The 24,863-nt window shown below is 39.6% G+C and carries 23 protein-coding genes and 2 pseudogenes; 7 read left to right on the top strand and 18 right to left on the bottom strand.

Annotated elements, in window-relative coordinates; translation table 11 throughout:
* Positions 1–98: 98 nt before the first annotated feature.
* Positions 99–503, bottom strand: a complete 405-nt coding sequence (locus HT697_RS07335; protein ID WP_173217585.1) for a hypothetical protein — start codon at positions 501–503, stop codon at positions 99–101.
* Positions 504–703: 200 nt separating this feature from the next.
* Here HT697_RS07335 and coaA point away from each other — a divergent pair, with 200 nt between their 5' ends.
* The 3 genes from coaA to HT697_RS07350 all read left to right on the top strand — a co-directional run bounded on the left by coaA (position 704) and on the right by HT697_RS07350 (position 2,505).
* A complete protein-coding gene (gene coaA, locus HT697_RS07340) occupies positions 704–1,624 on the top strand; it encodes a type I pantothenate kinase (protein WP_173217587.1) in 921 nt (306 codons plus the stop codon).
* A gap of 67 nt (positions 1,625–1,691) precedes the next feature.
* The gene (gene rpsT / locus HT697_RS07345) at positions 1,692–1,928 is read left to right on the top strand and encodes a 30S ribosomal protein S20 (RefSeq protein ID WP_001274000.1); all 237 of its coding nucleotides are present in this window, start codon (positions 1,692–1,694) and stop codon (positions 1,926–1,928) included.
* A 52-nt stretch (positions 1,929–1,980) separates the two neighbouring features.
* Positions 1,981–2,505 carry a DNA topology modulation protein gene (locus tag HT697_RS07350; RefSeq protein WP_173217589.1) on the top strand — a complete coding sequence of 175 codons (525 nt, stop codon included), beginning with the start codon at positions 1,981–1,983 and terminating at the stop codon, positions 2,503–2,505.
* Between the two features lie 26 nt (positions 2,506–2,531).
* Here HT697_RS07350 and deoD read toward each other — a convergent pair whose 3' ends face one another.
* From deoD to HT697_RS07420, 14 genes and pseudogenes are all read right to left on the bottom strand, one after another.
* On the bottom strand, positions 2,532–3,242 hold the full coding sequence (gene deoD / locus HT697_RS07355; protein WP_173217591.1) for a purine-nucleoside phosphorylase: 711 nt from the start codon (positions 3,240–3,242) through the stop codon (positions 2,532–2,534).
* Positions 3,243–3,804: 562 nt separating this feature from the next.
* Positions 3,805–4,985 (bottom strand): annotated as a pseudogene (locus tag HT697_RS07360) (chloride channel protein); the annotation flags it as partial.
* Positions 4,986–4,999: 14 nt separating this feature from the next.
* Positions 5,000–5,245, bottom strand: a pseudogene (locus tag HT697_RS07365) (purine-nucleoside phosphorylase); the annotation flags it as partial.
* Between the two features lie 131 nt (positions 5,246–5,376).
* Positions 5,377–8,124, bottom strand: coding sequence for a thiol-activated cytolysin C-terminal domain-containing protein (locus tag HT697_RS10475; RefSeq protein ID WP_173213670.1), 2,748 nt, complete (start codon positions 8,122–8,124; stop codon positions 5,377–5,379).
* 43 nt (positions 8,125–8,167) lie between these two features.
* Positions 8,168–8,377: a hypothetical protein gene (locus HT697_RS10375; protein WP_240148104.1), complete on the bottom strand. Its 210-nt coding sequence runs from the start codon at positions 8,375–8,377 to the stop codon at positions 8,168–8,170.
* 201 nt (positions 8,378–8,578) lie between these two features.
* Entirely contained in the window at positions 8,579–9,388 is an 810-nt protein-coding gene (locus HT697_RS07380) for a purine-nucleoside phosphorylase (RefSeq protein WP_138702284.1), read from the bottom strand.
* A complete protein-coding gene (locus HT697_RS07385; protein ID WP_173213672.1) occupies positions 9,385–9,945 on the bottom strand; it encodes a DUF1697 domain-containing protein in 561 nt (186 codons plus the stop codon). The genes HT697_RS07380 and HT697_RS07385 overlap by 4 nt, the downstream gene beginning before the upstream one ends.
* Position 9,946: 1 nt before the next feature.
* Positions 9,947–11,158 carry a phosphopentomutase gene (locus tag HT697_RS07390; protein WP_173228683.1) on the bottom strand — a complete coding sequence of 404 codons (1,212 nt, stop codon included), beginning with the start codon at positions 11,156–11,158 and terminating at the stop codon, positions 9,947–9,949.
* A 13-nt stretch (positions 11,159–11,171) separates the two neighbouring features.
* A complete protein-coding gene (rpiA, locus tag HT697_RS07395; RefSeq protein WP_173213674.1) occupies positions 11,172–11,855 on the bottom strand; it encodes a ribose-5-phosphate isomerase RpiA in 684 nt (227 codons plus the stop codon).
* 297 nt (positions 11,856–12,152) lie between these two features.
* On the bottom strand, positions 12,153–12,992 hold the full coding sequence (locus tag HT697_RS07400) for an NAD(P)H-hydrate dehydratase (protein WP_173262743.1): 840 nt from the start codon (positions 12,990–12,992) through the stop codon (positions 12,153–12,155).
* Between the two features lie 14 nt (positions 12,993–13,006).
* Positions 13,007–13,828: a phosphate ABC transporter ATPase gene (locus tag HT697_RS07405; RefSeq protein ID WP_173213679.1), complete on the bottom strand. Its 822-nt coding sequence runs from the start codon at positions 13,826–13,828 to the stop codon at positions 13,007–13,009.
* 136 nt (positions 13,829–13,964) lie between these two features.
* The gene (locus HT697_RS07410; protein WP_050142755.1) at positions 13,965–14,822 is read right to left on the bottom strand and encodes a bifunctional methylenetetrahydrofolate dehydrogenase/methenyltetrahydrofolate cyclohydrolase; all 858 of its coding nucleotides are present in this window, start codon (positions 14,820–14,822) and stop codon (positions 13,965–13,967) included.
* A gap of 178 nt (positions 14,823–15,000) precedes the next feature.
* Positions 15,001–15,735, bottom strand: a complete 735-nt coding sequence (locus tag HT697_RS07415) for an amino acid ABC transporter ATP-binding protein (RefSeq protein ID WP_000140955.1) — start codon at positions 15,733–15,735, stop codon at positions 15,001–15,003.
* On the bottom strand, positions 15,735–16,418 hold the full coding sequence (locus HT697_RS07420) for an amino acid ABC transporter permease (protein WP_001011642.1): 684 nt from the start codon (positions 16,416–16,418) through the stop codon (positions 15,735–15,737). Before HT697_RS07420 ends, HT697_RS07415 begins: the two co-directional genes overlap by 1 nt.
* 189 nt (positions 16,419–16,607) lie before the next feature.
* Between HT697_RS07420 and HT697_RS07425 the strand changes: the two genes are divergently transcribed.
* From HT697_RS07425 to HT697_RS07440, 4 genes are all read left to right on the top strand, one after another.
* Positions 16,608–16,838, top strand: a complete 231-nt coding sequence (locus tag HT697_RS07425) for a DUF1797 family protein (RefSeq protein WP_000443574.1) — start codon at positions 16,608–16,610, stop codon at positions 16,836–16,838.
* Positions 16,839–17,068: 230 nt separating this feature from the next.
* Positions 17,069–19,327 carry an ATP-dependent Clp protease ATP-binding subunit gene (locus tag HT697_RS07430; RefSeq protein WP_173262746.1) on the top strand — a complete coding sequence of 753 codons (2,259 nt, stop codon included), beginning with the start codon at positions 17,069–17,071 and terminating at the stop codon, positions 19,325–19,327.
* A gap of 129 nt (positions 19,328–19,456) precedes the next feature.
* Entirely contained in the window at positions 19,457–19,909 is a 453-nt protein-coding gene (locus HT697_RS07435; RefSeq protein WP_173262748.1) for an NUDIX hydrolase, read from the top strand.
* Positions 19,910–19,967: 58 nt separating this feature from the next.
* A complete protein-coding gene (locus HT697_RS07440; RefSeq protein WP_000767194.1) occupies positions 19,968–20,267 on the top strand; it encodes a DUF1827 family protein in 300 nt (99 codons plus the stop codon).
* A 185-nt stretch (positions 20,268–20,452) separates the two neighbouring features.
* On the opposite strand, the gene ezrA is transcribed toward HT697_RS07440, so the two are convergent.
* The 3 genes from ezrA to HT697_RS07455 form a co-directional block, all read right to left on the bottom strand.
* On the bottom strand, positions 20,453–22,180 hold the full coding sequence (ezrA, locus tag HT697_RS07445; protein WP_173262751.1) for a septation ring formation regulator EzrA: 1,728 nt from the start codon (positions 22,178–22,180) through the stop codon (positions 20,453–20,455).
* Positions 22,181–22,261: 81 nt separating this feature from the next.
* Positions 22,262–24,208, bottom strand: coding sequence for a DNA topoisomerase (ATP-hydrolyzing) subunit B (gene gyrB, locus HT697_RS07450; protein ID WP_173262754.1), 1,947 nt, complete (start codon positions 24,206–24,208; stop codon positions 22,262–22,264).
* 14 nt (positions 24,209–24,222) lie between these two features.
* The gene (locus HT697_RS07455) at positions 24,223–24,786 is read right to left on the bottom strand and encodes an HAD family hydrolase (RefSeq protein ID WP_173262757.1); all 564 of its coding nucleotides are present in this window, start codon (positions 24,784–24,786) and stop codon (positions 24,223–24,225) included.
* Between the last annotated feature and the right edge of the window lie 77 nt (positions 24,787–24,863).

Genomic DNA, 24,863 nt, shown 5'->3' on the forward strand with positions numbered 1-24,863 from the left:
ATAAGCAAATTGTATTTCATCTAGGACTACAGTTATCATTGCCACGATAAAACACATAACACAAAGTTTATTGTCTATCATCAGACGCATTGTCAGCGCTATTTCTTTACTTTTAAATATTTCACTATCAATAGGATTCCCAACAAAATGTTTAAATAAAAACCCAACTGATAAGTTTGTGTCAAGATTTCTGAACTTGTCCAAAGTCGTAGCAAATCTTCTATCGACATGCGGAAGAAATAACCCTCTGTCGCAATCCACAAAATCAAAAATAGATAACTTCCAGCAGCAAGTCGTTTCGTCCACCGTTTTTTGAGTAGCCAAGCAATCAAGAGCGAACAGATAAAGACAGTTGTTATAATGGCATGCTCCATCAAAAAAGTAAAACCGTAATAGATTTCCACAAAGCGTCTACCATTATCCGCATTGACTCCTTTTATAAAAGGTAAGGCAAAACTTAAAATAAAACAGAGTTCCAATAGGTAAGGTTTCAAGATTTTCATAGTACACCTCCTATAAGTTATAAACCCCAAAGCCCCCTTTATAGCTGATAAGTCAGCTATAAAGCAGCTCCTACTTCATCAATAAATTGTTCATCCTCTATCTACTTATATTATATACTATTGACTTACCACATTCAAGAAACCGCTTTATTTTTTTAGCTTTTTATGGTATGATAGACAAAATATCTAGGGGAAAACAAATGACCAACGAATTTTTACATTTTGAAAAAATCAGCCGCCAGACTTGGCAATCTTTACATCGAAAGACAACACCTCCTTTGACAGAAGAAGAATTGGAATCTATCAAGAGTTTTAATGACCAAATCAGTCTTCAAGACGTTACAGATATCTATCTCCCCTTGGCTCATCTGATTCAGATTTACAAGCGAACTAAGGAAGATTTAGCCTTTTCAAAAGGAATTTTCCTCCAACGTGAAAGTAAATCTCAGCCTTTTATTATTGGGGTTTCTGGGAGTGTTGCCGTTGGAAAATCCACAACCAGTCGCCTACTTCAAATCCTGCTTTCTAGAACTGTAACTGATGCTAGTGTTGAGTTGGTTACAACTGATGGCTTTCTCTATCCCAACCAGACCTTGATTGAGCAGGGGATTTTAAATCGTAAAGGATTTCCTGAAAGCTATGATATGGAAGCTCTTCTCAACTTCTTGGACCGCATCAAAAATGGACAAGATGTAGATATTCCTGTCTATTCTCATGAAGTCTACGACATCGTACCCGAGGAAAAGCAAAGCGTCAAAGCTGCTGATTTTGTGATTGTTGAAGGAATCAATGTCTTTCAAAATCCACAAAACGAGCGTCTCTACATTACTGACTTCTTTGACTTTTCCATCTATGTTGATGCTGCAGTCGATGACATCGAGAGTTGGTATCTGGACCGTTTCTTGAAAATGCTGAGCCTAGCCCAAAATGACCCTAATAGCTACTATTATCGTTTTACACAAATGCCGATTGGGGAAGTGGAGTCCTTTGCCCATCAGGTCTGGACCAGTATCAATCTCACAAATCTACAAAATTATATTGAACCAACCAGAAATCGTGCGGAAGTGATTCTACATAAAAGTAAGAACCATGAAATCGATGAAATTTACTTAAAAAAGTAATTTTCCCTTGTCAAAACGTAAGTTTTCAGATATAATGGTATAGTTAGTAAATATGGAGGTAAGAACATTGGCAAACATTAAATCAGCTATCAAACGCGCTGAATTGAACGTTAAACAAAACGAAAAGAACTCAGCTCAAAAATCAGCTATGCGTACTGCTATCAAAGCTTTCGAAGCAAACCCATCTGAAGAACTTTTCCGTGCTGCTAGCTCAGCTATCGATAAAGCAGAAACTAAAGGTTTGATTCACAAAAACAAAGCAAGCCGCGATAAAGCTCGTCTTTCAGCTAAACTTGCTAAATAAGAAACAGTCCATAGAGGCTGTTTTTTTGTCTCCAAATAGGAAAGGGTAGAAAATGAAAATCGCAATTATCGGATATTCTGGTGCTGGTAAGTCAACGCTAGCTGAAAAGTTATCTCTCTACTACTCCATCCCAAAACTTCACATGGACACACTCCAATTTCAACCTGGTTGGCAAGACAGTGACCGTGATTGGATGTTAACCGAGATGAAAAATTTTCTCACCAAGCATGAAGCTTGGGTCATCGATGGTAATTATTCTTGGTGTTTCTATGAGGAAAGAATGCAGGAATCTGACCAAATCATCTTTCTCAATTTTTCACCATTTACCTGTCTCTTTCGGGCCTTTAAGCGTTATCTTAAATACCGAGGAAAAGTCAGAGAAAGTATGGCTAAGGGATGCCCCGAGCAATTCAACTGGGAATTTATTCGTTGGATTCTCTGGGATGGGCGGACTAAAGCTCAAAAAGAGAATTACCAAAAACTTTGCCAAGAATACTCACATAAAGTCACTATTCTTCGAAATCAGAAAGAACTAGATCAATTTCTGGATAAGAAAAGGAAGTCCTCCAATTCATAAAGAAGGGCTTCCTTTTTTGGCTATAATTATTCTGCAATCAAGGTTGCCAAACCAACCTTCATCATATCGGTGAAGGTATTTTGGCGTTCTTCTGCAGTTGTGTCTTCGTCTGGATTAACCAAACTATCAGAGATGGTCATGATAGCAAGAGCATCAACATGGTGCTGAGCCGCCAAATAGTAAAGAGCTGCCGCTTCCATTTCCACAGCCTTAACTCCCCATTTACCAAGCTCGATATTCTTTTCAAAGTAGTTTGAGTAAAAGACATCAGATGACAAAACGTTCCCAACGTGGGTTGTCATACCAAGTTCTTTGGCGATATGGTAGGCCTTGTCCAGCAAGTCAAAGCTAGCGATTTGTGGGAAATCATACTGTGGCCAGTCATTACGGACGATGTTTGAATTAGTTGCAGCTGCTTGCGCCAAAACCAATTCACGAACGTGTACATCTTCATTCAAAGAACCCGCAGTTCCAACACGAATCAATTTCTTCACACCGTAGTCAACAATCAACTCACTCGCATAAATCGAAATAGAGGGCATACCCATCCCAGTTCCCATGACAGATACACGGTGACCCTTGTAAGTACCAGTATAACCCAACATGTTACGTACTTCGTTAAAACAAACAGCATCTTCAAGGAAATTCTCCGCAATAAACTTAGCACGAAGAGGATCCCCAGGAAGAAGAATTTTATCAGCAATTTTACCCTGCTGAGCAGCAATATGGATAGACATAGTTAAGATATAAAGGGCGACAGAGAACAAAGTAAAAATAGGAAACTGACGACGCATCGCAGATGCTAGACAGTTTATCTTTTTTACACAGTTCTCCGCCCGTATTCAGTTCAATGAATACAGTTAACCCATCCTTTCTTTATTCTAAAATTTATAATCAGAAAGATACCAAACCCGTCAAAAAGCAAAGGGAAAATAGGAGTTGGGTTCAGTGAGCGATGCTCGTTAGACCAACTATCTTTTTCCCACTGCTTTTAGGGTGGGTTCAATTCCTTTCTTTCTTAATTTTGATGACAAATAGGAGAATAGCACGGGTTCAATTCAAAACCAAACTACCCTCTCTAAGTTTTTAGAAAAGTTCTCCGCTCGTGTTCAAATCAGAACATCTCGCTCTACCTTTCTTTTTTTATATTTCATAGCTAGGAAAAATCGGATTCAATCATGACTCCGATAAGCCTACTTCTTTTTTATTTCAAACAGTTATTGATAAATTGACAATAGTTTTTAATCTTTTAAGATAAATCTTTGATTAGAAGAAACGATCGTTCTCTATCTTATTACTCTATTCTTTATTCTTTGACTTCTGACACAGTATGTTAGCCCAAGAAAAACGGTCTAATATTTTTGCAAATTCATAGGCTAAAACAGCTGTTACTAAGAGATACGGAAGAGAATCTAAAGCTAGCCCAGTGAACCCTATTACTAATCCAGTTGCAGACCAGGGAGCCCTCAAGGTCACAGACAAAAAGCAAACCGATCCCAAAAGCAAAATGCTTGGCTGGTTATCCCCACCTAGAATCATTCCAAAGAGAGCAGCTCCAGCCATCCCCAAGGCAAAAGATGGCGTAAGAGTACCACCATAGGTCCCTGCCCACAGAGTAATAAGAACGACCAGTGCTTTTAGGATAAACAAGAGGAATACTGTTTTACCATTGCTAGCATTCAATACTTCCTGAGCCATCATACGTCCATTTCCAAGTAGATGTGGAAAATAACTTGCCAACCCAGCAAGAAAAAGAAAAGCTGTAGGCAATGTGAGAAGTACTCGTTTATCTTTTATCCTGTTTGAAGACACTTCTTTACTTAAGCAACCAAAAAACCAAGCTAGTGGGGTTAAGAAAAGAAGTAGCAAGGGAATAATCCACATTTCCTTTAATGACCATGCGATGGCTGGAATCTGGTAGAGAGCCTGATCTGAAATAACCAAGCCTGCTGTATAGGTTGAGACATAGGTAGTCAAACCGACTAAGACAACTCGTTTAATAGATAGAGCAATTCCTAGAGTTTCAAAAACAAAGAAGACACTTGTTAATGGAACCTGATAGACAGCTGCTAAACCAGCACCAGCACCACAAGCAAGGAGAAAAATTTGATCCTTCTTAGAGAGAGAGAACATATTTTTCCAATTGGTCCTGCAAATAGAGTCCCAATCTCTCGTGGCGCAGCTTCTTTACCAATAGGTGCTCCCCCTACAACTGCAATAATCTGCCAAATTGAATGAAATAGCTGTTTTAAAAAATGAAGTTTGTATTGTGAAGTCTCATCCTTCATCTGCGCTTTAATGGAAAAAATCTGTGATTTTTTTTGCAAGAAATACCAGACCAAGGATGAGCTGGCACCCACGATTATTAAACTTAATCCTATCCGCGACGAGGAAACTCCATCTGTCAAGAATACAGTTTGATGCTCTGATTGACCAAAAGCTATCTCCTCTATTATCTTTAAAAGATAATGTAGAAAAATACTCCTCAATTCTTTTAACATAGTAATAATTCAGCAAAAACGGCTTTAAGTAAGCCTTTAAAATCACCTTTAACACACTCAGTCACTTCTATAACCTCTTCGTGGTTAATCTCTTCTTTGAAACCAGTAGTATAGTTAGTAATACATAAAATTCCTAGAAGTTTCAAACCCGAGTAGGCTACAACAATAACTTCAGGAGCAGTTGACATTCCGACCACATCTGTTCCAAGCATCTTATAGGTACGAATTTCTGCTCGTGTTCAAATTAGAACACGCGCTCTACCTTTCTGTTTTATTTTTTTCTTTCACAGAGAGCTACCTGAGTTCTATTCAAGCTCAGGTAGTACTTCTCTTATGAACTAAATCATCTAACTGTCATTGTATCATCAGATTACAAGACATCGTCATCAGAAATCTTAGAATTTAATGTTGTTCCCCAATGGGTAATTTTACGGTGGGGTTGAGCTAAAATTGGTCTGTTTTCATAGATTGTTTGCCATCTATTCCATAGTAGACCTGTCTTTTTCTCAATCTTAATTCGCAGATTTCTCATATTTTCTTTGATTGGGAGGTTGAGGACAAAACCTGCAGTCTGGTTGCGACCGTTTCCTTCCCAAGAACGACTACGAACAACTTGGTTTCCATCTTTATCTACTGTAACTTCTTCCCAAGTTATAGAGTAGCGAGCAATGTAAGCTCCACTATGTTGAATTGTCAATGTTTTGTCTTTTGCAGGAGTTTGACTGATTGGTTGAACTGGCTTAGAAATTTGTGTCGCCGTCTCACCATTCGTAGCTATAAAGCGGAAAACTTCTACTTCTGCAAGACTGAGGGCTTGATTGTTCTTACGTAGTTGCACACGAACACGGCGTCCCAATTTCCCATTTAATTGAACATCCAAGCTCGTTCCGTCAAGTTTAGAAACATACTGTCTAGCAACTTCTTTCCCTTTTTCATCATATAAAATCACATCAAAGTCTGACAGACGTTTAGAAAGTTCTCCATCCCCACGGTTATGAAGGCGAACAAGTCCTACCTGTTCTGTACGACCTAAATCAACTTCCCACCAAGGCTGGTTTTCAAATTTTGTATGGGTAATTGATTGCTGGCTATAACTACTATTGGTATTACCATCCAAGGCACGACTAGCATCTCCTCCAAAATCAGTAGAACTTTGCTTGGCTTGTTTTTTCCAAGCGATATTCTCAGCACGATATACTTGGACTTCTGCAAGACTGAGGGCATTATAGCCTTCTAGCTCAATTCGAACATAGCGCGCTTTTTTATGGTTAATCGCAATTTGTGCTGATACATCTTTAAGAGATGTTATGCGTTTTCTCTCAATTTCTTTACCAAAACTATCTAACAGAATGACATCAAAGTTTGCCAATCTATCCTGGGCAGTGTCTGTTCGGTTGTAAATATTGATTTGGCGAATGGTTTCTTCTTTAGCCAAATCTACTTGCCACCAAGGCTTGGATTGGAAGTTGGTATGAGTGACAGAATTGTGACCATAGTTACCATCAACTTTGCCATCCACAGCTCTTCTAGCATCTCCTCCGAAAGCTGTCGAACTTTGAGTAACCTGTTTTCCTAAGGCAATATTTTCCATTGGTTCAGCGCTTGGTTGACTAGAAGATTGAGGCAGAGCCTGTTTCTTAAAGAATCGCACTTTATCCAATTTCGGATCACGATAACCATGTTTATCCAAGGTAGCTCGTTTACCAATATTAAAGTTAGGAATATCATTCATTCGACTTTCAAAATAGCCACGAGAACGGTGTTTAAAGCGTGAATTACCTGTAAATGTAACAATATCACGATCATTATGAATCAATGGAGTCACAACATTATCATTATCAACTACATAATGCTTAATTTTTCCACTAACAGCTAATTTACGGCTTTCCAAACCAACATCCCAGAAACCATTCTTAGCATTCCAAACAGTTCTGGAAGTAATCACTTTAGGCGCACTGAAAGTCGTCACTTTCCTCAATACATGGTTATAAAAGTCAGTATATTTTTGGTAAGCTTCAACCGCTGCAATCTGAGCTAGGTAGCCTCCAAGAGAATGACCTGTCATATACAACTTGGTAATACTTTTATCCTTGGCTAATTCCCCAACAACCTTGCGGATATCATCTGCTTGAGCTGGTTTATTTCCACCTAATAAAACCAAATCTGCACTTAAGTCCTTGGCGTCATTAACTCGCGTTCCACGAATAGCCAACATGTGCACCGTTCCATCTTTGAGATAAGGAAGGTCGCTCTTGGTCTCAAATAAGAAAGCATCCAAACCACTATCTGTATGGTAGGCTTTTTTCATTTTCCAGAAAGGAGCCAATTCATTGTGCATGAGTTTGTATTCTTGACGGTCAAGATAGAGACTAGGGAAAGGATTCTTATGATCTAAAATTTTCTCAATATAATCATCGTCTCGATAGGCTAACTCCATAAAGAGAAGAGAATCACGATCTGTGACATACCATTCTTTCTTATTGTCATCTTCTCCATCTGCCAAACCATCCCCATCACTGTCTGCTAGCAAGGGATGACTGTTATATCCTAGATAATCCTTACCATCTTTGTTGTAAACATAAAGTTCATCTTTGTTTTTGATGCCATCTTGGTCATCATCCCCTTCCAAATCAAGAACTTTTTCACCATAGAGAGATTCATCAATCAAATCATTTTCTAAATGCAATTCCCCTTTGGAAATCTTCACCAAATCTTCTGCGGTTAGAGAACGAGTATTTGTTGGTTTTTCTGTCACAACTTCTTCTTTAGTTTCTTCTACAGGAGCATGAACAGGTGAGTCTTGAGCTGGCTCTGTCATCTCTACTTTTGACTCTTCCCTTTTGTTTTCAAGAACTTCACTTGCTTCCGGAAGCGGTTGAGGAGCTAGTCTTGGCTCCTCTCTAAGAGGAGTTTCTAGTTTTGGAGCAACATTTTCCGGCTCTCTCAATTCCTCCTTAGAATCTGGCACTCTTGTTGCCACTTCAGATGTTACATCTTGTTTTACTTCATTGGCTGAAATTCCAGCTGGAGCTAGAAATGCGAAGCCGACTGCAACAGATACAACTCCGATACTTAATTTTTTTATGCCAAAGCGCATAATTCGTTGACCAATTTTCATTATTTCTTATCTTTCTTTTCGTTTATTTATAAGCAGACTCAAACTAAATCTCCTTGTCCCCTATATAAGACAAGGTTGAGAAATTCAGAAAGTAATACTCTTCGAAAATCTCTTCAAACCACGTCAGCGTCGCCTTACCGTAGATATGGTCACTGACTTCGTCAGTCTTATCTACAACCTCAAAACTGTGTTTTGAGCAACCTGCGGCTAACTTCCTAGTTTGCTCTTTGATTTTCATTGAGTATAAATTCATTCTTATCTTTCCTTATCATCCTAGTCTGCTTGGTAGGAAGCTAATGCTAGTATCCTAGAATCTTGTCTTTCACAATGCTAACTGTCAGACTCTTTCAGGTACAAGAGTAGGAAGAACCCCATAGTCTACCTATGTTTCTTCTTTATTCCGAATAGTCAACCATGAAAGGAAAGAGGCATTCCCCCTTTTAAATCTTTTTTCTTACAATTCTGCAAGAATAGCTTTAAGCAAGCCTTTGAAATCACCTTTGACACGTTCGGTTACTTCTACAACTTCTTCGTGATTGAGTTCTTCTTGGAAACCAGCCGCAAAGTTAGTAATACATGAAATTCCTAGAACTTTCAAGCCAGAGTGGGCTGCCACGATCACTTCAGGAACAGTAGACATACCAACTGCATCTGCTCCCAGTGTCTTATAGGCACGAATCTCTGCTGGTGTTTCATAAGTTGGACCAGTTACACCGATATAGACACCTTCATCAAGCTTGATACCCAGTTTTTTAGCTACTTCATGGGCAGTAGCACGGTATTCTGGTGTGTAGGCCTTAGACATATCTGGAAAACGAGGACCAAAGTCATCCAAGTTTTCACCTATCAATGGGTTTTGTCCTGTCATATTGATATGGTCTGAGATAGCCATCAAAGTACCAGGACCAAATCCGATACCACCAGCCGCATTGGTTACAATGACACCTTCACATCCGAGGACTTTCATGACACGAACTGGGAAAGTCACGACTTCCAGAGGATTGCCTTCGTAGAAATGGAAGCGACCTTGAAGAGCCAAGACCTTGCGACCTGCAAGTTCCCCATATACCAATTTACCAGCGTGGCCAACTACTGTTGAACGGCCCCAGTTTGGAATATCAGCATAATCTACTACAACTGGATTTTCGATTTCTTCTGCCAATTCTCCAAGTCCTGACCCAAGGATTAGACCGAACTCAGGCGCTTGGATTCCCTTTTCTTTCAGGAAGGCAGCTGTTTCATTGATTTTATCTAAAAATGTCATTGTGTGTCTCCTTTTTTAGTTTTTAGCATTTGACCGATTTTGTCAAAAGTTTTAGCATTGCGAATGGTAATGTGGCGATAGAAAGGCATCTTGAGCAGATCCTTGTGATAGGCAGTTTTAGAGTAGGTTTCTTCAGAAAATTTCCCCCAGAAAATACCAAGTTTTCCAAAATGAAGAACTTCATCTTCCAGTTTTAAACTGTCTACTTTCTCGATGACTTGATCCACATCCAAACCCTCAGTGTAAAATAGGACGTCTTTTCGTTCCAAGTCTTCGCTCCACCAAGCTGGGAGATTTTCCACTTCTGCTTCATAGTCTTCTTGACTCATTAGGGAAAAACTCTGAATAAATGGATAATGGACTGCAAAGAAAGTCTCTAATTTTTCAATCAATTGGGATTTTGAGTCTGCCGAAGTAAAGAAAATATTGCCACTGTTGATGTAGCTTTCAACCTTTTCCAGTTCCAATTCTGTCAGTTCTTGACGAAGCTCCGCCATGACGACCTTATTCTTGCCACCAACATTAATACCCCTCACCAGCAAAGCATAGTGCGTCATTTTATACCAATTTATCTAAGAAACTTTCCCCAATCATGGCTGTTTCAACACCAAAGTTATCTGCAACAGTCGCTGAAATATCTGCAAAATGTCCTACTGGAATCAAACCATTTCCTTTAAAGGCAGGACTGTAAGCCAAAAGTGGAATATATTCACGAGTGTGGTCTGTTCCTGCATAGGTTGGGTCATTTCCATGGTCAGCAGTAATCAAAAGAAGGTCATCCTCTCTCATGGCTGCGATAATTTCAGGCAAGCGTTCATCAAACTCATGCAAGCAATCACGATAACCATGAGCATTACGACGGTGGCCGTAAAGGGCATCAAAGTCAACCAAGTTTGTGAATGAGAATCCTTTTTCAAATTCAGCAAGGCCCATGGTCTTCAATAGTGTATCAATTCCATGGCTGTTTGACTTGTTGTGGCCCATGTCATGGTTAATACCAGCACCGTTAAATATATCATTGATTTTACCAACAGCATAAGTATCGATACCAGCTTCATTCAATTTATCCAAAACAGTCGGTGCAAATGGAGAAACGGCTAAGTCACGACGGTTGGCTGTACGAGTGAAGTTGCCTGGTTCACCTACATAAGGGCGAGCAATGATACGACCTAGAAGGGCAGGGCGCTCAAGGGTAATTGAACGAGCGTATTCACAGATACGGTACAATTCGTCCAAAGGAATAATATCTTCGTGGGCAGCAATTTGCAAAACAGGATCAGCTGAAGTATAGATAATCAACTCTCCAGTTTCCATCTGACGTGGTCCAAAATCATCGATAACGGCTGTTCCTGAGTAAGGTTTGTTGGCTTCACGAATGACCTTACGTCCTGAAAATTCTTCGATTTTTGTCAAGATTTCTTCTGGGAATCCATTCCAGAAAGTATCGAAAGGCTCAGTAATGTTGAGTCCCATGATTTCCCAGTGCCCAGTCATGGTATCCTTACCAAGGGATACTTCTTCCAATTTTGTTGCATATCCAGTTGGATTGCTTTCTGCCGGTACAGTCTTAAGAGGAGTTTCACGAGGAATATTTCCAAGACCTATTTTAGCCATATTTGGGACATTCAAACCAACTGTTTTTGAAATGTGTCCCAGTGTGTCAGAAGCTCCATCTGGAACCCCTGCATTGACAAAGTTATTAGCATCTGGTGCTGCACCGATTCCTACAGAATCCAGTACCACCAAATGAATACGATTAAATTTAGACATCTTATGCCCCCTTCTATTTTTCTTTTCTTGAGGTTAAAATCTGAACCCCATCTCGTCCAGCAACAATGACCTTATCCACCATTTGGTTGAATAAACCGTGCTCTACGACACCAACGACATGGTCCAATTCTTGTCCGAAAGCAATTGGATCTTCAATGACATCCAAGGCAAGATCGATGATAAAATTCTGCATATCCGTCACAAAACGTTGGCCATCTTTTTCACGGAAACTTGGTTTGTAGCCAGCTCGTTCAAAATGACGAAAGACCTGCTCTGCACCATACTGAACCACTTCTACTGGCAATTTAAAAGCACCTAGTTTCTCGACCAGCTTGCTTTCATCAACTACCCAAATGTATTCTTTAGATGGTGTTGCAACCACCTTCTCCATGAGAAGGGCACCACCACCGCCTTTGATTCCGTTAAACTGACTATCCACTTCATCTGCACCATCAACCGTCACATCGACAAAGTCTACTTGGTCAATAGATTTGAGTGGGATATTAAGGCCTTCTGCCTGTTTAGTGGTCACACTAGAAGTCGTTACAGCTATAATCTGCAATCCTTCTTCCTTGATACGACGACCGATTTCTTCGACAAAATAATAGGCAGTCGAGCCTGTTCCAAGTCCAACGACCATGCCATCCTTGACAAACTCAGCAGCCTTGATACCTGCCATTTTCTTCAGATTTTCCACTCAAACACCTCCATTAAAGAGCTACCTCTATTATACCATGTAAAGGCTTTTATTTCATCTAAAAATACCTTTAGAATACTGCTTATTTATCCTTGAAATTGAATTTTTTTAATAAAAGTAGAGTTCTGACAAATCACTTTAAGTACGGATATAAACCAAATAAACTCTAACAAAAATAGATTTATAAGAGTAAGAAAACGAACAAATTTAGTTTCTCAGTGAGAAGAATGCTAAACGTTCGTTTTTTGTAATTTAAGAATAATGATACAAATTATCAACATTTTTTGTCTAACTATTTTAGACATATCTTTTCATTACTTTAGGAAGACAATTACTAATCTCCGTTGGCAAGACCACATAATGTTCTTGAGCTAGTTCTTGGGCAATAGCTGAATGAAGATGGGTCGCTACTGTCACACGTTCGTAGAGACTGGCCTGTCGGAATTGGCCTGCAAATCCTGCAATCATCCCAGCAAGCGTATCTCCCATTCCCCCAGTCGCCTGATAGGGACCGCCAACCTGTAACTGGTAATAATCAGATTGGCCAGCTTGCCAAATACGAGTAGCTGGACCTTTCTCCACCAAAATTGTTCCTTGAGGGAAGGAAGTTAGGGTACTAGTCGTTGCATCTTCCTTTTGCTTTTCAATCGTAATACCAGACAACTTTTCCCATTCTTTTTGGTGGGGAGTTAGGATAAGCTGGTTAGATGGAAACGACAAACTTGTCCTAGCAAGGATGGTTAAGGCCCCTCCGTCTACAATCAAAATCTGATTCTTTTTTAAGCCAGCAAAGACCTGTTTGACTAGTTCTTCTCCAAAAGCATCGTCTCGTAAACCAGGCCCCATCAAGACAACTTCTGCCTTCTCCAATTGCTCTTGTAACAATTGCTGGTCTTGAAGAGAAAAGGCCATAGCCTCAGGTAAATGACTGTGCAAAGCTGGGATATTTTCTCTATCTGTTCCAACAGTCACCAATCCTGCACCGCTTTTTACTGCTGCCAAGGCAGCCATGATGATGGCACCACCATAAGGATAAGTTCCACCCAGCAAGAGCAGACGACCGTAGTCTCCTTTATGACTTGTACGAGAACGTTCAATAATAATTTTTTCTAGTAAGGTTTGATCAATCACTTTCATCCTTTTTTCCTCAACTATCCTTTATCTGATTGTTTTAAAACAACTTGATAGACTTTCTTAGTCCACTCTTCTAAGTCTTCTCCAGCATAGTCAAGATAATGCACCCTATCTTGTATTTTAGTTGGAATAATATTTTCAAATTGGCTCTTATTATGAGTTGGAATAACACAAATATACAACTCACTAAATAAATTCAACATGTCCTTAATTTTTGCAACATGGTAGCCATCAAAAATATAACCAGTAACTTTAATCAAATCTGTATAGATAAAATGAAAACTCACTCCAGGAATAAACTTGTCTTGTAATTCTTTCTCTGAAGGAGCTCGACCTAATAAACGCTCCATCGCTAATCGATAACCAGAACTTGTATTTGACCACCCTAACATGACATAGTCAAAATAATCTATCGGATCCGATGCAGCATTTCTACTATCCAAAACCAACTCCTCAGCATCTCGCCCAAAGGCTTTCACAGCAGATAAGAGCTGACCTGTTTTAAAGATAGAAATAGCTGCATCTATAGTCGTAGTATGACTACAGTAGTCTGAAGTCACTAACCTCTTATGTAGATCATAAGTCGAGGCTACTATTTTATTTGTAGGGGTAAATGGTGGCAGAAAGGGATGCTGACAGATGTAATCTAAAATTTCTTTTTTTAAACAAGAATCAGCACAGTCAATACTTGTTTGACGTTTATGAAGTTTTTCGTAAGCTATAAATTTAGCAATTTTTTCTAATTCCCACTCTTGAATATTTGGATAATCAATTAGTGCTAAGTAGTATATTCCATCCCATTGTAAACTATATTCCCCATTATAAATTTTTAAAATCATCTAATCACCTCACTCCATTATACAACAAAAAGGAGGCGCAGACCTCCTTTTATAAACTTATTTCTAAAATTTAATACTCATTTCTGCCATTTCAGATATAGCTATAGAAAATACACTCTCTTCAGCGATTTTTCTCTTATTTTCTATCCAATGTCCGAAGTGCTGCCTGATAGGTTTGCTCCATCAGCATAGTAATGGTCATAGGACCGACACCTCCAGGAACTGGCGTGATGTGGCTAGCAAGTGGGGCAACCGCCTCATAATCAACATCCCCACAGAGCTTACCATTTTCATCGCGGTTCATCCCAACGTCAATGACTACCGCACCTGGTTTCACAAAATCAGGAGTCACAAACTTAGCACGACCGATTGCTACTACAAGAATATCTGCTTTAGCAGCTACCTTGGCAAGATTATGAGTACGTGAATGGGTCAAAGTCACTGTAGCATTCTTGGCCAAAAGAAGCTGAGCCATGGGTTTTCCAACAATGTTTGAACGACCGATGACAACCGCATTTTTACCTTCTAAATCAATCCCATATTCATGAAACATTTCCATAATTCCTGCAGGTGTCGAAGGAATCATGACTGGATGACCAGACCAGAGACGCCCCATGTTTAAGGGATGGAAACCATCCACATCCTTTTCTGGGTCAATAGCCAATAGAATCGCCTCTTCATCAATGTGTTTTGGTAATGGCAACTGAACCAAAATCCCATGCCAAGCTGGATCCTGATTATATTTAGCAATCAGGTCTAACAATTCCTCTTGAGTAATGGTCTCTGGAACTCGCACTACTTCGCTACGGAAACCAGCTGCAAGAGCTGACCTCTCCTTGTTGCGAACGTAGACTTGGCTGGCTGGATTGTCCCCAACCAAAATCACTACCAAACCAGGCACTAGACCTGTTTCTTCCTTTAATTTTGCAGTCTTTTCAGCCAACTGCCCCTGCAATTTGGCCGCTAAAGCTTTCCCATCAATAATCTGTGTCATATCACTTCTCTTTTCTTTCAAATATCTTCCATTATACCAAAAACCGCTAGTCCCCTCTAACACTTCTTTCCTAGGCTATCCTATAGTTTCAAACTATAAGAAAAAGCTCTGGTCGAGCTTTTCACTAATCTTGTCTTGAAAGTTTAAAATTGGTTACAAATAGCTTAACAAAGCTAACCTATAAAACCTTACTCAAGAAATCCTTAGTCCGTTGTTCTTGGGTTTGTTCAAAAATCTGTTCTGGTGTTCCATCTTCAACAACCACACCGTCTGCCATAAAGATGACACGGTCTGCCACCTCACGGGCAAATCCCATTTCATGTGTTACGATAACCATGGTCATTCCTGATTTGGCAAGGTCTTGCATAACAGCCAATACCTCACCTACCATTTCAGGATCCAAGGCTGAAGTTGGCTCGTCAAAGAGCAAAACATCAGGTTCCATGGCCAACCCACGCGCGATGGCAATCCGCTGTTGCTGCCCACCTGACAAACTCTGTGGATAAGCAGTTGCCTTATCTGGCAAACCAACTTTTTCCAAAAGTTCTTGGGCTCTCTTCTCAGCAACTGCCTTGCTCTCACCTTTGGTCTTGATAGGTGACAAGGTGATATTTTCCATCACAGTCATATTAGGAAAGAGATTAAACTGTTGGAAAACCATCCCCATCTTCTCACGCATAGCAAACAGGTCATTCTTCTTGTCCGTAATATCGACTCCCTCAAAGATAACCTTCCCCTTGGTTGCTTCTTCCAATAAATTCATAGAGCGAAGCAAGGTAGATTTCCCGCTCCCTGAAGGACCGATGATAACGACAACTTCTCCTCTTTTAATCTCGAGGTTGATGCCCTTCAATACTTCATTCTTTCCAAATGATTTATGTAAATTTTCAATTTTTATCAAGGTTTCTGTCATTATTTCTTATCTCCTTGTCCCATACGTTTTTCAAAAGCTTTCAAGGCTACTGTCAAAATAGAAGTCATAATCAAGTAATAAAAGGCTGCAAATAAAAGTGGTGTCAAAGGTAAATAGGTTGTTGTAGAAACTGTTGTAGCCCCGTTCCACAACTCCATGACACCGATAGCTGATAAGAGGGAGCTGTCCTTGATAATGGTGATAAATTCGTTCCCCAAAGCTGGCAAGATATTTTTGATTGCTTGTGGCAAAATCACATAGCGCATCGCATTTTTAGGACGAATCCCTAGCGAATAAGCCGCTTCTAGCTGACCTTTTGGAACCGCATTGATTCCAGCACGAACAGTCTCAGAAACATAAGCACCACTGTTCATAGAGATAATCAAAATCCCTGGAATCAGACGAGAAAGATCAACACCCAAAATCCCAACCTGAATAGTCGGAGCATTGATATGCATTAGAGCAAAGGCAATCATGATCTGAACCATCATCGGCGTCCCGCGGAAAATCCAAACGTACAAGTTGGCCAGCCAAACAAGCGGTTTAAACTTTGAACGTTGCCCAAAAGCCAAGACAACCCCTAAAATAGTTCCCAAAAAGACAACACAGATAGAAATGAGAACCGTCACAACAGCCCCATAGTTAAAATAAGGTAAATACTTAGGTAAAAAAGAAAAATTCATAGTCACACTGCTTTCTAAAATAGAGTACTGTATGATTATAACATGTATTGAATTAAAATTCAAATCTTTTATCCAATTTATTTAAAAATCTTTAAACTAGCAGAATTAGCGAGAAATCTTAGTTTTTTCTAGGCAAGTTGGCCTCCTTTATGGTAAAATAGTAACGATAAGAAATGAAGGAGAATCAAAATGGAATCACATTTGGTTAGAATCATCAACCGCCTTGAAGCAATGGCAAACGATGGCGGAAATTTAAAACGTAATTTTGAACGCGAAGGAGTTGTTGTTGCAGAAGTTGCATACAGCCACGACGAAGAAAACGGATCAATCTTTACCCTTCGTGATGTAGAAGCTCGCGAAACTTATACTTTTGATAGCATTGACTTGATTGCAATGGAGATTTACGAACTCCTTTACTAATACAAAACAAGCTGGGATTACACCCTGCATGTCTAACCAAAATCCTTTTTGTCTCACAAATAGGATTTTTTTATAGTCCAAATCCACGAAGATTTTCATTGTAACAACTTCTCAAAGCTACAATCTTTTTACTTGCTTTACACCCCAATCCTGTTATAATGAGAGTATAGAAATTTGACTATTTTTGACCTTTAAACAGGTCAGGCTAAAGAAAGAAATGAGGTAGATGTATGCTTTGTCAAAACTGTAAAATTAACGACTCAACAATTCATCTTTACACCAATCTCAATGGAAAACAAAAACAAATTGACCTCTGTCAAAACTGCTATAAGATTATCAAAACAGACCCTAATAACAGTCTCTTTAAAGGCATGACAGATTTGAACAATCGTGATTTCGATCCCTTTGGTGATTTCTTCAACGACCTAAACAATTTCAGACCTTCTAACAACACTCCTCCTATTCCCCCAACCCAATCAGGTGGAGGTTACGGTGGAAACGGCGGTTATGGTTCCCAAAATCGTGGATCTGCTCAAACTCCGCCCCCAAGCCAAGAAAAAGGCCTGCTAGAAGAATTTGGTATCAACGTAACTGAGATTGCCCGTCGTGGAGACATTGACCCCGTTATCGGGCGCGACGATGAGATTATCCGTGTCATCGAGATTCTCAATCGTAGAACCAAGAATAATCCTGTCCTTATCGGTGAACCAGGTGTCGGAAAAACGGCCGTTGTCGAAGGTCTAGCTCAGAAAATCGTTGATGGCGATGTTCCACATAAACTCCAAGGCAAACAAGTCATCCGCTTGGATGTGGTTAGCTTGGTTCAAGGAACAGGTATCCGAGGACAATTTGAAGAACGCATGCAAAAACTCATGGAAGAAATTCGCAAACGTGAGGATATTATCCTCTTTATCGATGAAATCCATGAAATTGTCGGTGCAGGTTCTGCGAGCGATGGTAATATGGATGCTGGAAATATCCTCAAGCCAGCCCTTGCTCGTGGAGAACTGCAACTTGTCGGCGCTACTACCCTCAATGAATACCGTATCATTGAAAAGGATGCTGCCTTAGAGCGTCGTATGCAGCCTGTCAAAGTCGATGAACCAACGGTGGACGAAACAATCATTATCCTCAAAGGAATTCAAAAGAAATACGAAGACTATCACCACGTTCAATATACCGATGCTGCAATTGAAGCAGCTGCAACTCTTTCCAATCGTTATATTCAAGACCGCTTCTTACCTGACAAGGCCATTGACCTCCTAGATGAAGCAGGTTCTAAGATGAACTTGACCTTGAATTTTGTGGATCCTAAAGTCATTGATCAGCGCTTGATTGAGGCTGAAAATCTCAAATCTCAAGCTACACGAGAAGAAGATTTTGAGAAGGCTGCCTATTTCCGCGACCAGATTGCCAAGTATAAAGAAATGCAAAAGAAAAAGGTCACAGACCAAGATACTCCTATCATCAGCGAGAAAACTATTGAGCACATTATTGAGCAGAAAACCAATATCCCTGTTGGTGATTTGAAAGAGAAAGAACAATCTCAACTCATCCATCTAGCCGAAGATCTCAAGTCTCATGTTATTGGACAAGATGATGCTGTCGATAAGATTGCCAAGGCTATTCGCCGTAATCGTGTCGGTCTCGGTACACCTAACCGCCCAATCGGAAGCTTCCTCTTCGTCGGACCAACTGGTGTCGGTAAGACAGAACTTTCCAAACAACTAGCTATCGAACTCTTTGGTTCTGCTGACAGTATGATTCGCTTTGATATGAGTGAATACATGGAAAAACATAGTGTGGCTAAGTTGGTCGGCGCTCCTCCAGGTTATGTTGGCTATGATGAGGCTGGTCAATTAACTGAAAAAGTTCGCCGCAATCCATATTCTCTCATCCTTCTCGATGAAGTAGAAAAAGCCCATCCAGATGTCATGCATATGTTCCTTCAAGTCTTGGACGATGGCCGTTTGACAGATGGGCAAGGGCGCACCGTTAGCTTCAAGGATGCCATCATCATCATGACCTCAAATGCAGGTACAGGTAAGGCAGAAGCCAGCGTTGGATTTGGGGCTGCTAGAGAAGGACGTACCAACTCTGTTCTCGGCGAACTCGGCAACTTCTTTAGCCCAGAGTTTATGAACCGTTTTGATGGTATTATCGAATTTAAGGCTCTCAGCAAAGATAACCTCCTTCAGATTGTCGAGCTCATGCTAGCAGATGTTAACAAGCGCCTCTCTAGCAATAACATTCATTTAGATGTAACTGACAAGGTCAAGGAAAAGTTAGTTGACCTCGGTTATGATCCAAAAATGGGAGCACGCCCACTTCGCCGCACTATTCAAGACTATATTGAGGACGCAATCACTGACTACTACCTTGAAAATCCAAGCGAAAAAGACCTCAAGGCAGTTATGACCAGCAAGGGCAAGATTCAAATTAAATCTGCCAAAAAAGCTGAAGTAAAGACTTCTGAAAAAGAAGTATAAATCCTATAGAAAGGGAGTAGAAAATGAAAATTTTCTGCTCTTTTTTACTAAAATAACTGTAATTTCTTGACAGCTTGCTCTTTGTCCATTATGATAATAATAACGATACTAGATAGTGAGGAAAATGCAATGGCAAACCCAACTTTCGGAGAAAAAAAAGCGAATACAGACTATGTTTCACGTTACGGTGTATATGCGGTTATTCCAGACGCTGAACAAAAACAAATTGTTCTTGTTCAAGCGCCTAATGGCGCTTGGTTCTTACCAGGTGGCGAAATTGAAGCAGGGGAAAATCATCAGGAAGCCCTAAAACGTGAATTGATTGAAGAGCTTGGATTCACAGCTGAAATTGGTGTCTATTACGGACAAGCTGACGAATATTTCTACTCTCGTCACCGCGATACCTACTACTACAATCCTGCCTACCTCTATGAAGCGACTTCTTTCAAGGAAGTTCAAAAACCACTAGAAGACTTTAATCATATTGCCTGGTTCCCTATTGATGAGGCTATTGAAAATCTCAAACGTGGTAGTCATAAATGGGCTATTGAATCTTGGAAAAAACAGCATAATATTGACTAAATCAAGCGACTTTATTCAAAAAGTGCTATAATAGAATTAGAAAATCGGAGGAAATATTATGAAGCTTATCAATACGACAAACTCACACTCGCAACTTGTAAAAAGTCAGCTAGAAAGTACCGATGCAACCCTTGTTGAGGTTTATTCTGCGGGGAATACAGATGTTATTTTTACCCAAGCGCCGCTTCACTATGAAATCCTCATCTCAAACAAACACCGTGCTATTCGTGAACCTGAAATCGAAACCATTCAAGAATTTTTCTTGAAACGTAAAATTGATAAGGACTCTATTGATGAAGCCAATATCAAGACACTCTACTCAGAGAAATTAATTGGAATTTCAATCCCAATCAAGTAAGGAAATTGAGTAAAAACTCGACTTGAGCGAAAGTCCAATAAGTCTTTCCATAATAAAACGCATAGTAGCAAGAGTTTCTACACCTGCTATTATGCGTTTTTATCATTTTGAAATCTTTTGCTAAAGATACTACTATAGAAAAAGATTTGATTCTGTTTCTCACACAATCAAATCTTTTTCTTTTATTAAAAACGAATCGTTTCACGTGTTTTCTCATATGAGGTAACAAAGCGATTGGTTACACCAGGCTCTGCCACTTCCAATGCTTGCGAAATCTTGTCAAATGAAGCGTGATAATCAAATTCTTTTTCAAAAATATCTAAAGCTTCGTTAAATGCTTCTTGAATGCGTTCATCAAATGAGCGATAGCGGTTAGAATATTGCAATAGTTGCTCTGTCAAGGTTGCATACTGTACAATATTATAAGTTTCCGTTTCTAAAGCTTCCATATCATTCGTTGCAATTTCAAGAACTCGGGTAACAGATTCAATGTTAATCATTTTCTGTTCTAACTCAACCATTAAATCCTCAGTATTATTGCTTGCCGTAAAGAATAACTTCAAGAAAGTTTGTGGAATACCTGGCAGATTGCGTTTTTCCATGTATCGCTTGATAGTATGGAGACGATTGACATAAACATTGGCCTTTTGACGTGCATTGATATCATCTTTCTCAATTTGTGTCAGGCGCTCACTAACTGAAATTTGCTCATCTTCAATATCTTTTAGTTGAGTTTGTAAATCCTCAAGATTTTCTTCAAGAACTGAATAAGCTTGGGTTGGTTCTTCTTGATTTGAAGTTACCTCAGCAATAGCTGCCTCAAAACTCTCTAATTCTGTCTGAATACGACGAACATGGCTTGCAGCTGTCTCAGGAAGTAAATAGGTCTTGCTCAAACGTGCAATATCTTCTCCCAATAAAGTATTATTCTCTTTCATATGTTGAAGGTAAGTTGGAAGAGTTGCAAGTAGATTTTCCACTACTTTCTGAGCAGCAATTTCTCGAGTAAAAATATCATACAAGGCATTGATTTCCTCTTGTGCCTGTCCATTCTCATACTCGGCATTATCCAATTCCAACTGACGAATATTCTCTTGGTTTTTCTTGAATGCTTCATAAAGCAAGTGGAAACGCGCTTCAATATCCGTTTCAACAAAATGATAATTAGCATCTAAGAGCTTACGATAACCATCTTCTAAATCTTCTAGTTGATCTGGTAGCTCTTTAGATAATGTTGCTGCAATTGCTGGTGTACGATCAACAATATGCGTTAAAGCCAAGATATGATTTTCAGCATTATCCAAAATCACAGCAGCTTCTACTGGGTCACCCGATGAATTCAAAGTTACAAATTGTGAAAATTCAGATTGGATATTTTCTAATTGTTTTTTAATTTCATCCAAGGCTTGACCATACTGTTCTGAATTTTCAGCAACTCTATGCTGAAGTTCCTCAAATAAATCCAAAGCATGAAGAACACGACCACTATTTTTAGATTCTTGCTTCTCTAAGTCTGCTAAAGCATTGCGAATTTCAGTAATATCTTCTTCAATCAAAGTAATTTGACTCTCAATTTGATCAATTTGATGACTGGCCTTGAGAAAACGAAATGAATGGTTATAGCCTTCTGCTTCAAAGAGATTATTTTCAATATCGGCAAAAGAGTTGAGAGATAAATCGACCCATTTTTGATTCCATTCACGGAAAGCCACTTGACTTTGTCCAATCAAGTGCATATTTTTTACAGCTTCTACTTCATCATTTACTGGAAGATTGTATAGTTCTTCTTTTCTTTCTTCTAGCGCCTCTAATCTTCCCTCGTTTCGCTTACGTAGAAAGATCGCCACTACATAAGCCAGAACTAAAACGACTGCAATTGCAACCATTAAATAAATTAGTTGTCCATTAGACATATCAAACTCCTTTTTTACTTGAAACAATCGTAATGATTATATCATATTTTTTAGACCAAGGGAACTACTTCTCCCGATTTTTTAGACATCAAGTGTACTATAGACGGCATTTTCTTCGATAAACTCACGACGAGGCTCTACTCGATCCCCCATCAACATATCAAAGATTTTATCTGCTTCTGCAGCATCGTCCACAGAAACTCTAGCCATCAAGCGATGTTCCGGATCCATGGTTGTTTCCCATAATTGGTGATCATCCATTTCACCCAGACCTTTATAACGCTGAATGGTTGGTTTGGCACGTCCTTCACTATGGCGAGCCAAGGCTTCTTGGAGTTTAATTTCTTGATCTGCTCCTGGCTGAATATATTCTTTAATCTCGCTTCCAACCTTGACACCATAGATTGGTGGTTGGGCGATATAAACATAACCAGCTTCTAGAATTGGTTTCATATAACGATAAATCAAGGTCAAAAGAAGGGTACGAATGTGGGCTCCATCGACATCGGCATCGGTCATCAAAACAAGTTTTTGGTAACGGGCTTTCGAAACATCAAATTCTGCTCCAAATCCTGTTCCCATCGCTGTGAAAAGACTACGAATTTCTTCGTTAGCTAGAATCTTATCCATACTTGCCTTTTCAACGTTCAAAATCTTACCGCGAATTGGAAGGATTGCTTGAAATTCACGGTTACGACCAGATTTTGCTGATCCACCAGCTGAATCTCCTTCGACGATGAAGAGTTCTGTTTCAGCAGGATTGTTAGAAGAACAGTCTGCTAGTTTCCCTGGAAGGTTGGAAATTTCCAAACCAGATTTTTTACGAGTGACTTCACGCGCACGCTTGGCAGCCACACGAGCCTTAGCAGCTAAAATCCCTTTTTCCACGATACGTTTGGCAATCTGTGGATTTTCCATGAGGAAATCGGAGAAGGCATCACTGAAGAGACGATTGGTAATCTTGACCACTTCGCTATTCCCCAGTTTGGTCTTAGTTTGTCCTTCAAACTGTGGATTTGGGTGTTTAACTGAGATAACTGCAGTCAATCCTTCGCGAACATCTTCCCCAGTTAGGTTGTCTTCATTGTCTTTCAGCAACTTATTCTTACGAGCATAATCGTTGATAACACGTGTCAAGGCTGTACGGAAACCTTGTTCATGCGTTCCACCTTCATGGGTATGAATATTATTGGCGAAACTCATGACGTTTTCATGGTAACCCGTTGTGTACTGCATGGCTACTTCAACTGTGATATCATCCATCTCACCATCTGTGTAGATTGGTGTATCAAAGATAACATCCTTGTTCTCGTTGATATATTCAACGTAACTAGCAATTCCACCTTCATAATGGTAGTGCTTTGTTTGTTCTAAACCTTGGCGCTTATCTGTAATTGAAATTTGAAGACCACGATTTAGAAAGGCCAACTCTTGAATCCGTTGATTTAATTTATCAAAATCAAAAGTTGTTGTTTCAGTGAAGATTTCTGGGTCCGGAGTAAAATGAACCGTTGTTCCAGTTCTATCTGTATCCCCAACCACCTCAAGGTCTGCAACAACATGACCACGACGGTATTCTTGGTAATGAATTTTACCGTTTTTATGGACATGAACGTCTAATTGAGTGGAAAGGGCATTAACTACTGATGACCCTACTCCGTGAAGACCACCTGAAACCTTGTATCCGCCACCGCCAAATTTTCCTCCAGCGTGAAGGACAGTAAAGACAGTCTCAACGGCAGGTCGACCTGTTTTTTCCTGAATATCGACTGGGATACCACGTCCATCATCGACAACAGTGATCGAATTATCTGGCTCAATAAAGACTTGAATATGGCTGGCAAATCCTGCCAAGGCCTCGTCAATTGAGTTATCAACAATTTCCCAGACTAGGTGGTGAAGACCTTCTTTTGAGGTTGATCCGATATACATCCCCGGACGCATACGAACAGCCTCTAAGCCCTCTAAAACTTGAATTTGACTGGCATCATAATCCTGTGCCTGCAGATTTTTGATTTCTTCTGTCATCTTATTCCTTTTTCTTATATGTCTAATACTTGTCTTAAATTCACGATACTGGTAAACAAGTGGGTATCAAGACCTGCAGCTTGACCTGCTTCGATATCAATCGGTCGATCACCAATGACAAGACCTGAACTAATTTGATATTTTTCTCTTAAATAAATCATGGACTCTGGACTTGGTTTTCTCTTAAAGCCTGAGCTAGAAGTCACCACTTCTGTAAAATAGGTTGCTATAGAAGTTTTTTCTAAAATTTCTAAGACCTGATTATTTCGATGAGAGACCAAAAAATGACGGCCACCTTGATTTGAAATATCTTCCAATAAGTCAGAAACTCCTTCAAATAAAATCGGGTGTTCTAGCTCTCTGGCTTCATTTTCCTTGTATTTTTCTAAAAAATGCTCTAAGTTGGGAGCGAATGTCTCAATCGCAAAATCAGTAGAAACCTTTAAAGCCTGATAGACGCTGTCATGATCTTGTGTGATGCCATACAATGCCAATGTTTCAACAAATGCAGCTGTTGAAGTTTCATAATTATCCAGTAAAGTTCCACCTAAATCCCAGATATAATCGTGGTATTTCATACCCTTCATTATAGCATTTTTTTATGAAAAAAGCGATGATTTCCCTGATTTTTCCACATAAAAAACGAGAGAATAAC

The sequence above is a fragment of the Streptococcus sp. 1621 genome (assembly GCF_013276615.1).
Lineage (GTDB): Bacteria > Bacillota > Bacilli > Lactobacillales > Streptococcaceae > Streptococcus.

Coding starts and splice junctions, on each gene's coding strand:
- coaA (WP_173217587.1), top strand. CDS start 704: ATGACCAACGAATTTTTACATTTTGAAAAAATCAGCCGCCAGACTTGG.
- HT697_RS07390 (WP_173228683.1), bottom strand. CDS start 11,158: ATGTCTAAATTTAATCGTATTCATTTGGTGGTACTGGATTCTGTAGGA.
- HT697_RS07420 (WP_001011642.1), bottom strand. CDS start 16,418: ATGAATTTTTCTTTTTTACCTAAGTATTTACCTTATTTTAACTATGGG.
- HT697_RS07425 (WP_000443574.1), top strand. CDS start 16,608: ATGGAATCACATTTGGTTAGAATCATCAACCGCCTTGAAGCAATGGCA.
- HT697_RS07400 (WP_173262743.1), bottom strand. CDS start 12,992: ATGAAAGTGATTGATCAAACCTTACTAGAAAAAATTATTATTGAACGT.
- deoD (WP_173217591.1), bottom strand. CDS start 3,242: ATGTCTATCCATATTGCTGCTCAGCAGGGTAAAATTGCTGATAAAATT.
- HT697_RS07415 (WP_000140955.1), bottom strand. CDS start 15,735: ATGACAGAAACCTTGATAAAAATTGAAAATTTACATAAATCATTTGGA.
- HT697_RS07350 (WP_173217589.1), top strand. CDS start 1,981: ATGAAAATCGCAATTATCGGATATTCTGGTGCTGGTAAGTCAACGCTA.
- HT697_RS07385 (WP_173213672.1), bottom strand. CDS start 9,945: ATGACGCACTATGCTTTGCTGGTGAGGGGTATTAATGTTGGTGGCAAG.
- HT697_RS10475 (WP_173213670.1), bottom strand. CDS start 8,124: ATGAAAATTGGTCAACGAATTATGCGCTTTGGCATAAAAAAATTAAGT.
- HT697_RS07410 (WP_050142755.1), bottom strand. CDS start 14,822: ATGACACAGATTATTGATGGGAAAGCTTTAGCGGCCAAATTGCAGGGG.
- HT697_RS10375 (WP_240148104.1), bottom strand. CDS start 8,377: ATGAATTTATACTCAATGAAAATCAAAGAGCAAACTAGGAAGTTAGCC.
- ezrA (WP_173262751.1), bottom strand. CDS start 22,180: ATGTCTAATGGACAACTAATTTATTTAATGGTTGCAATTGCAGTCGTT.
- HT697_RS07455 (WP_173262757.1), bottom strand. CDS start 24,786: ATGAAATACCACGATTATATCTGGGATTTAGGTGGAACTTTACTGGAT.
- gyrB (WP_173262754.1), bottom strand. CDS start 24,208: ATGACAGAAGAAATCAAAAATCTGCAGGCACAGGATTATGATGCCAGT.
- HT697_RS07405 (WP_173213679.1), bottom strand. CDS start 13,828: ATGATTTTAAAAATTTATAATGGGGAATATAGTTTACAATGGGATGGA.
- HT697_RS07335 (WP_173217585.1), bottom strand. CDS start 503: ATGAAAATCTTGAAACCTTACCTATTGGAACTCTGTTTTATTTTAAGT.
- HT697_RS07440 (WP_000767194.1), top strand. CDS start 19,968: ATGAAGCTTATCAATACGACAAACTCACACTCGCAACTTGTAAAAAGT.
- HT697_RS07430 (WP_173262746.1), top strand. CDS start 17,069: ATGCTTTGTCAAAACTGTAAAATTAACGACTCAACAATTCATCTTTAC.
- HT697_RS07435 (WP_173262748.1), top strand. CDS start 19,457: ATGGCAAACCCAACTTTCGGAGAAAAAAAAGCGAATACAGACTATGTT.
- HT697_RS07380 (WP_138702284.1), bottom strand. CDS start 9,388: ATGACATTTTTAGATAAAATCAATGAAACAGCTGCCTTCCTGAAAGAA.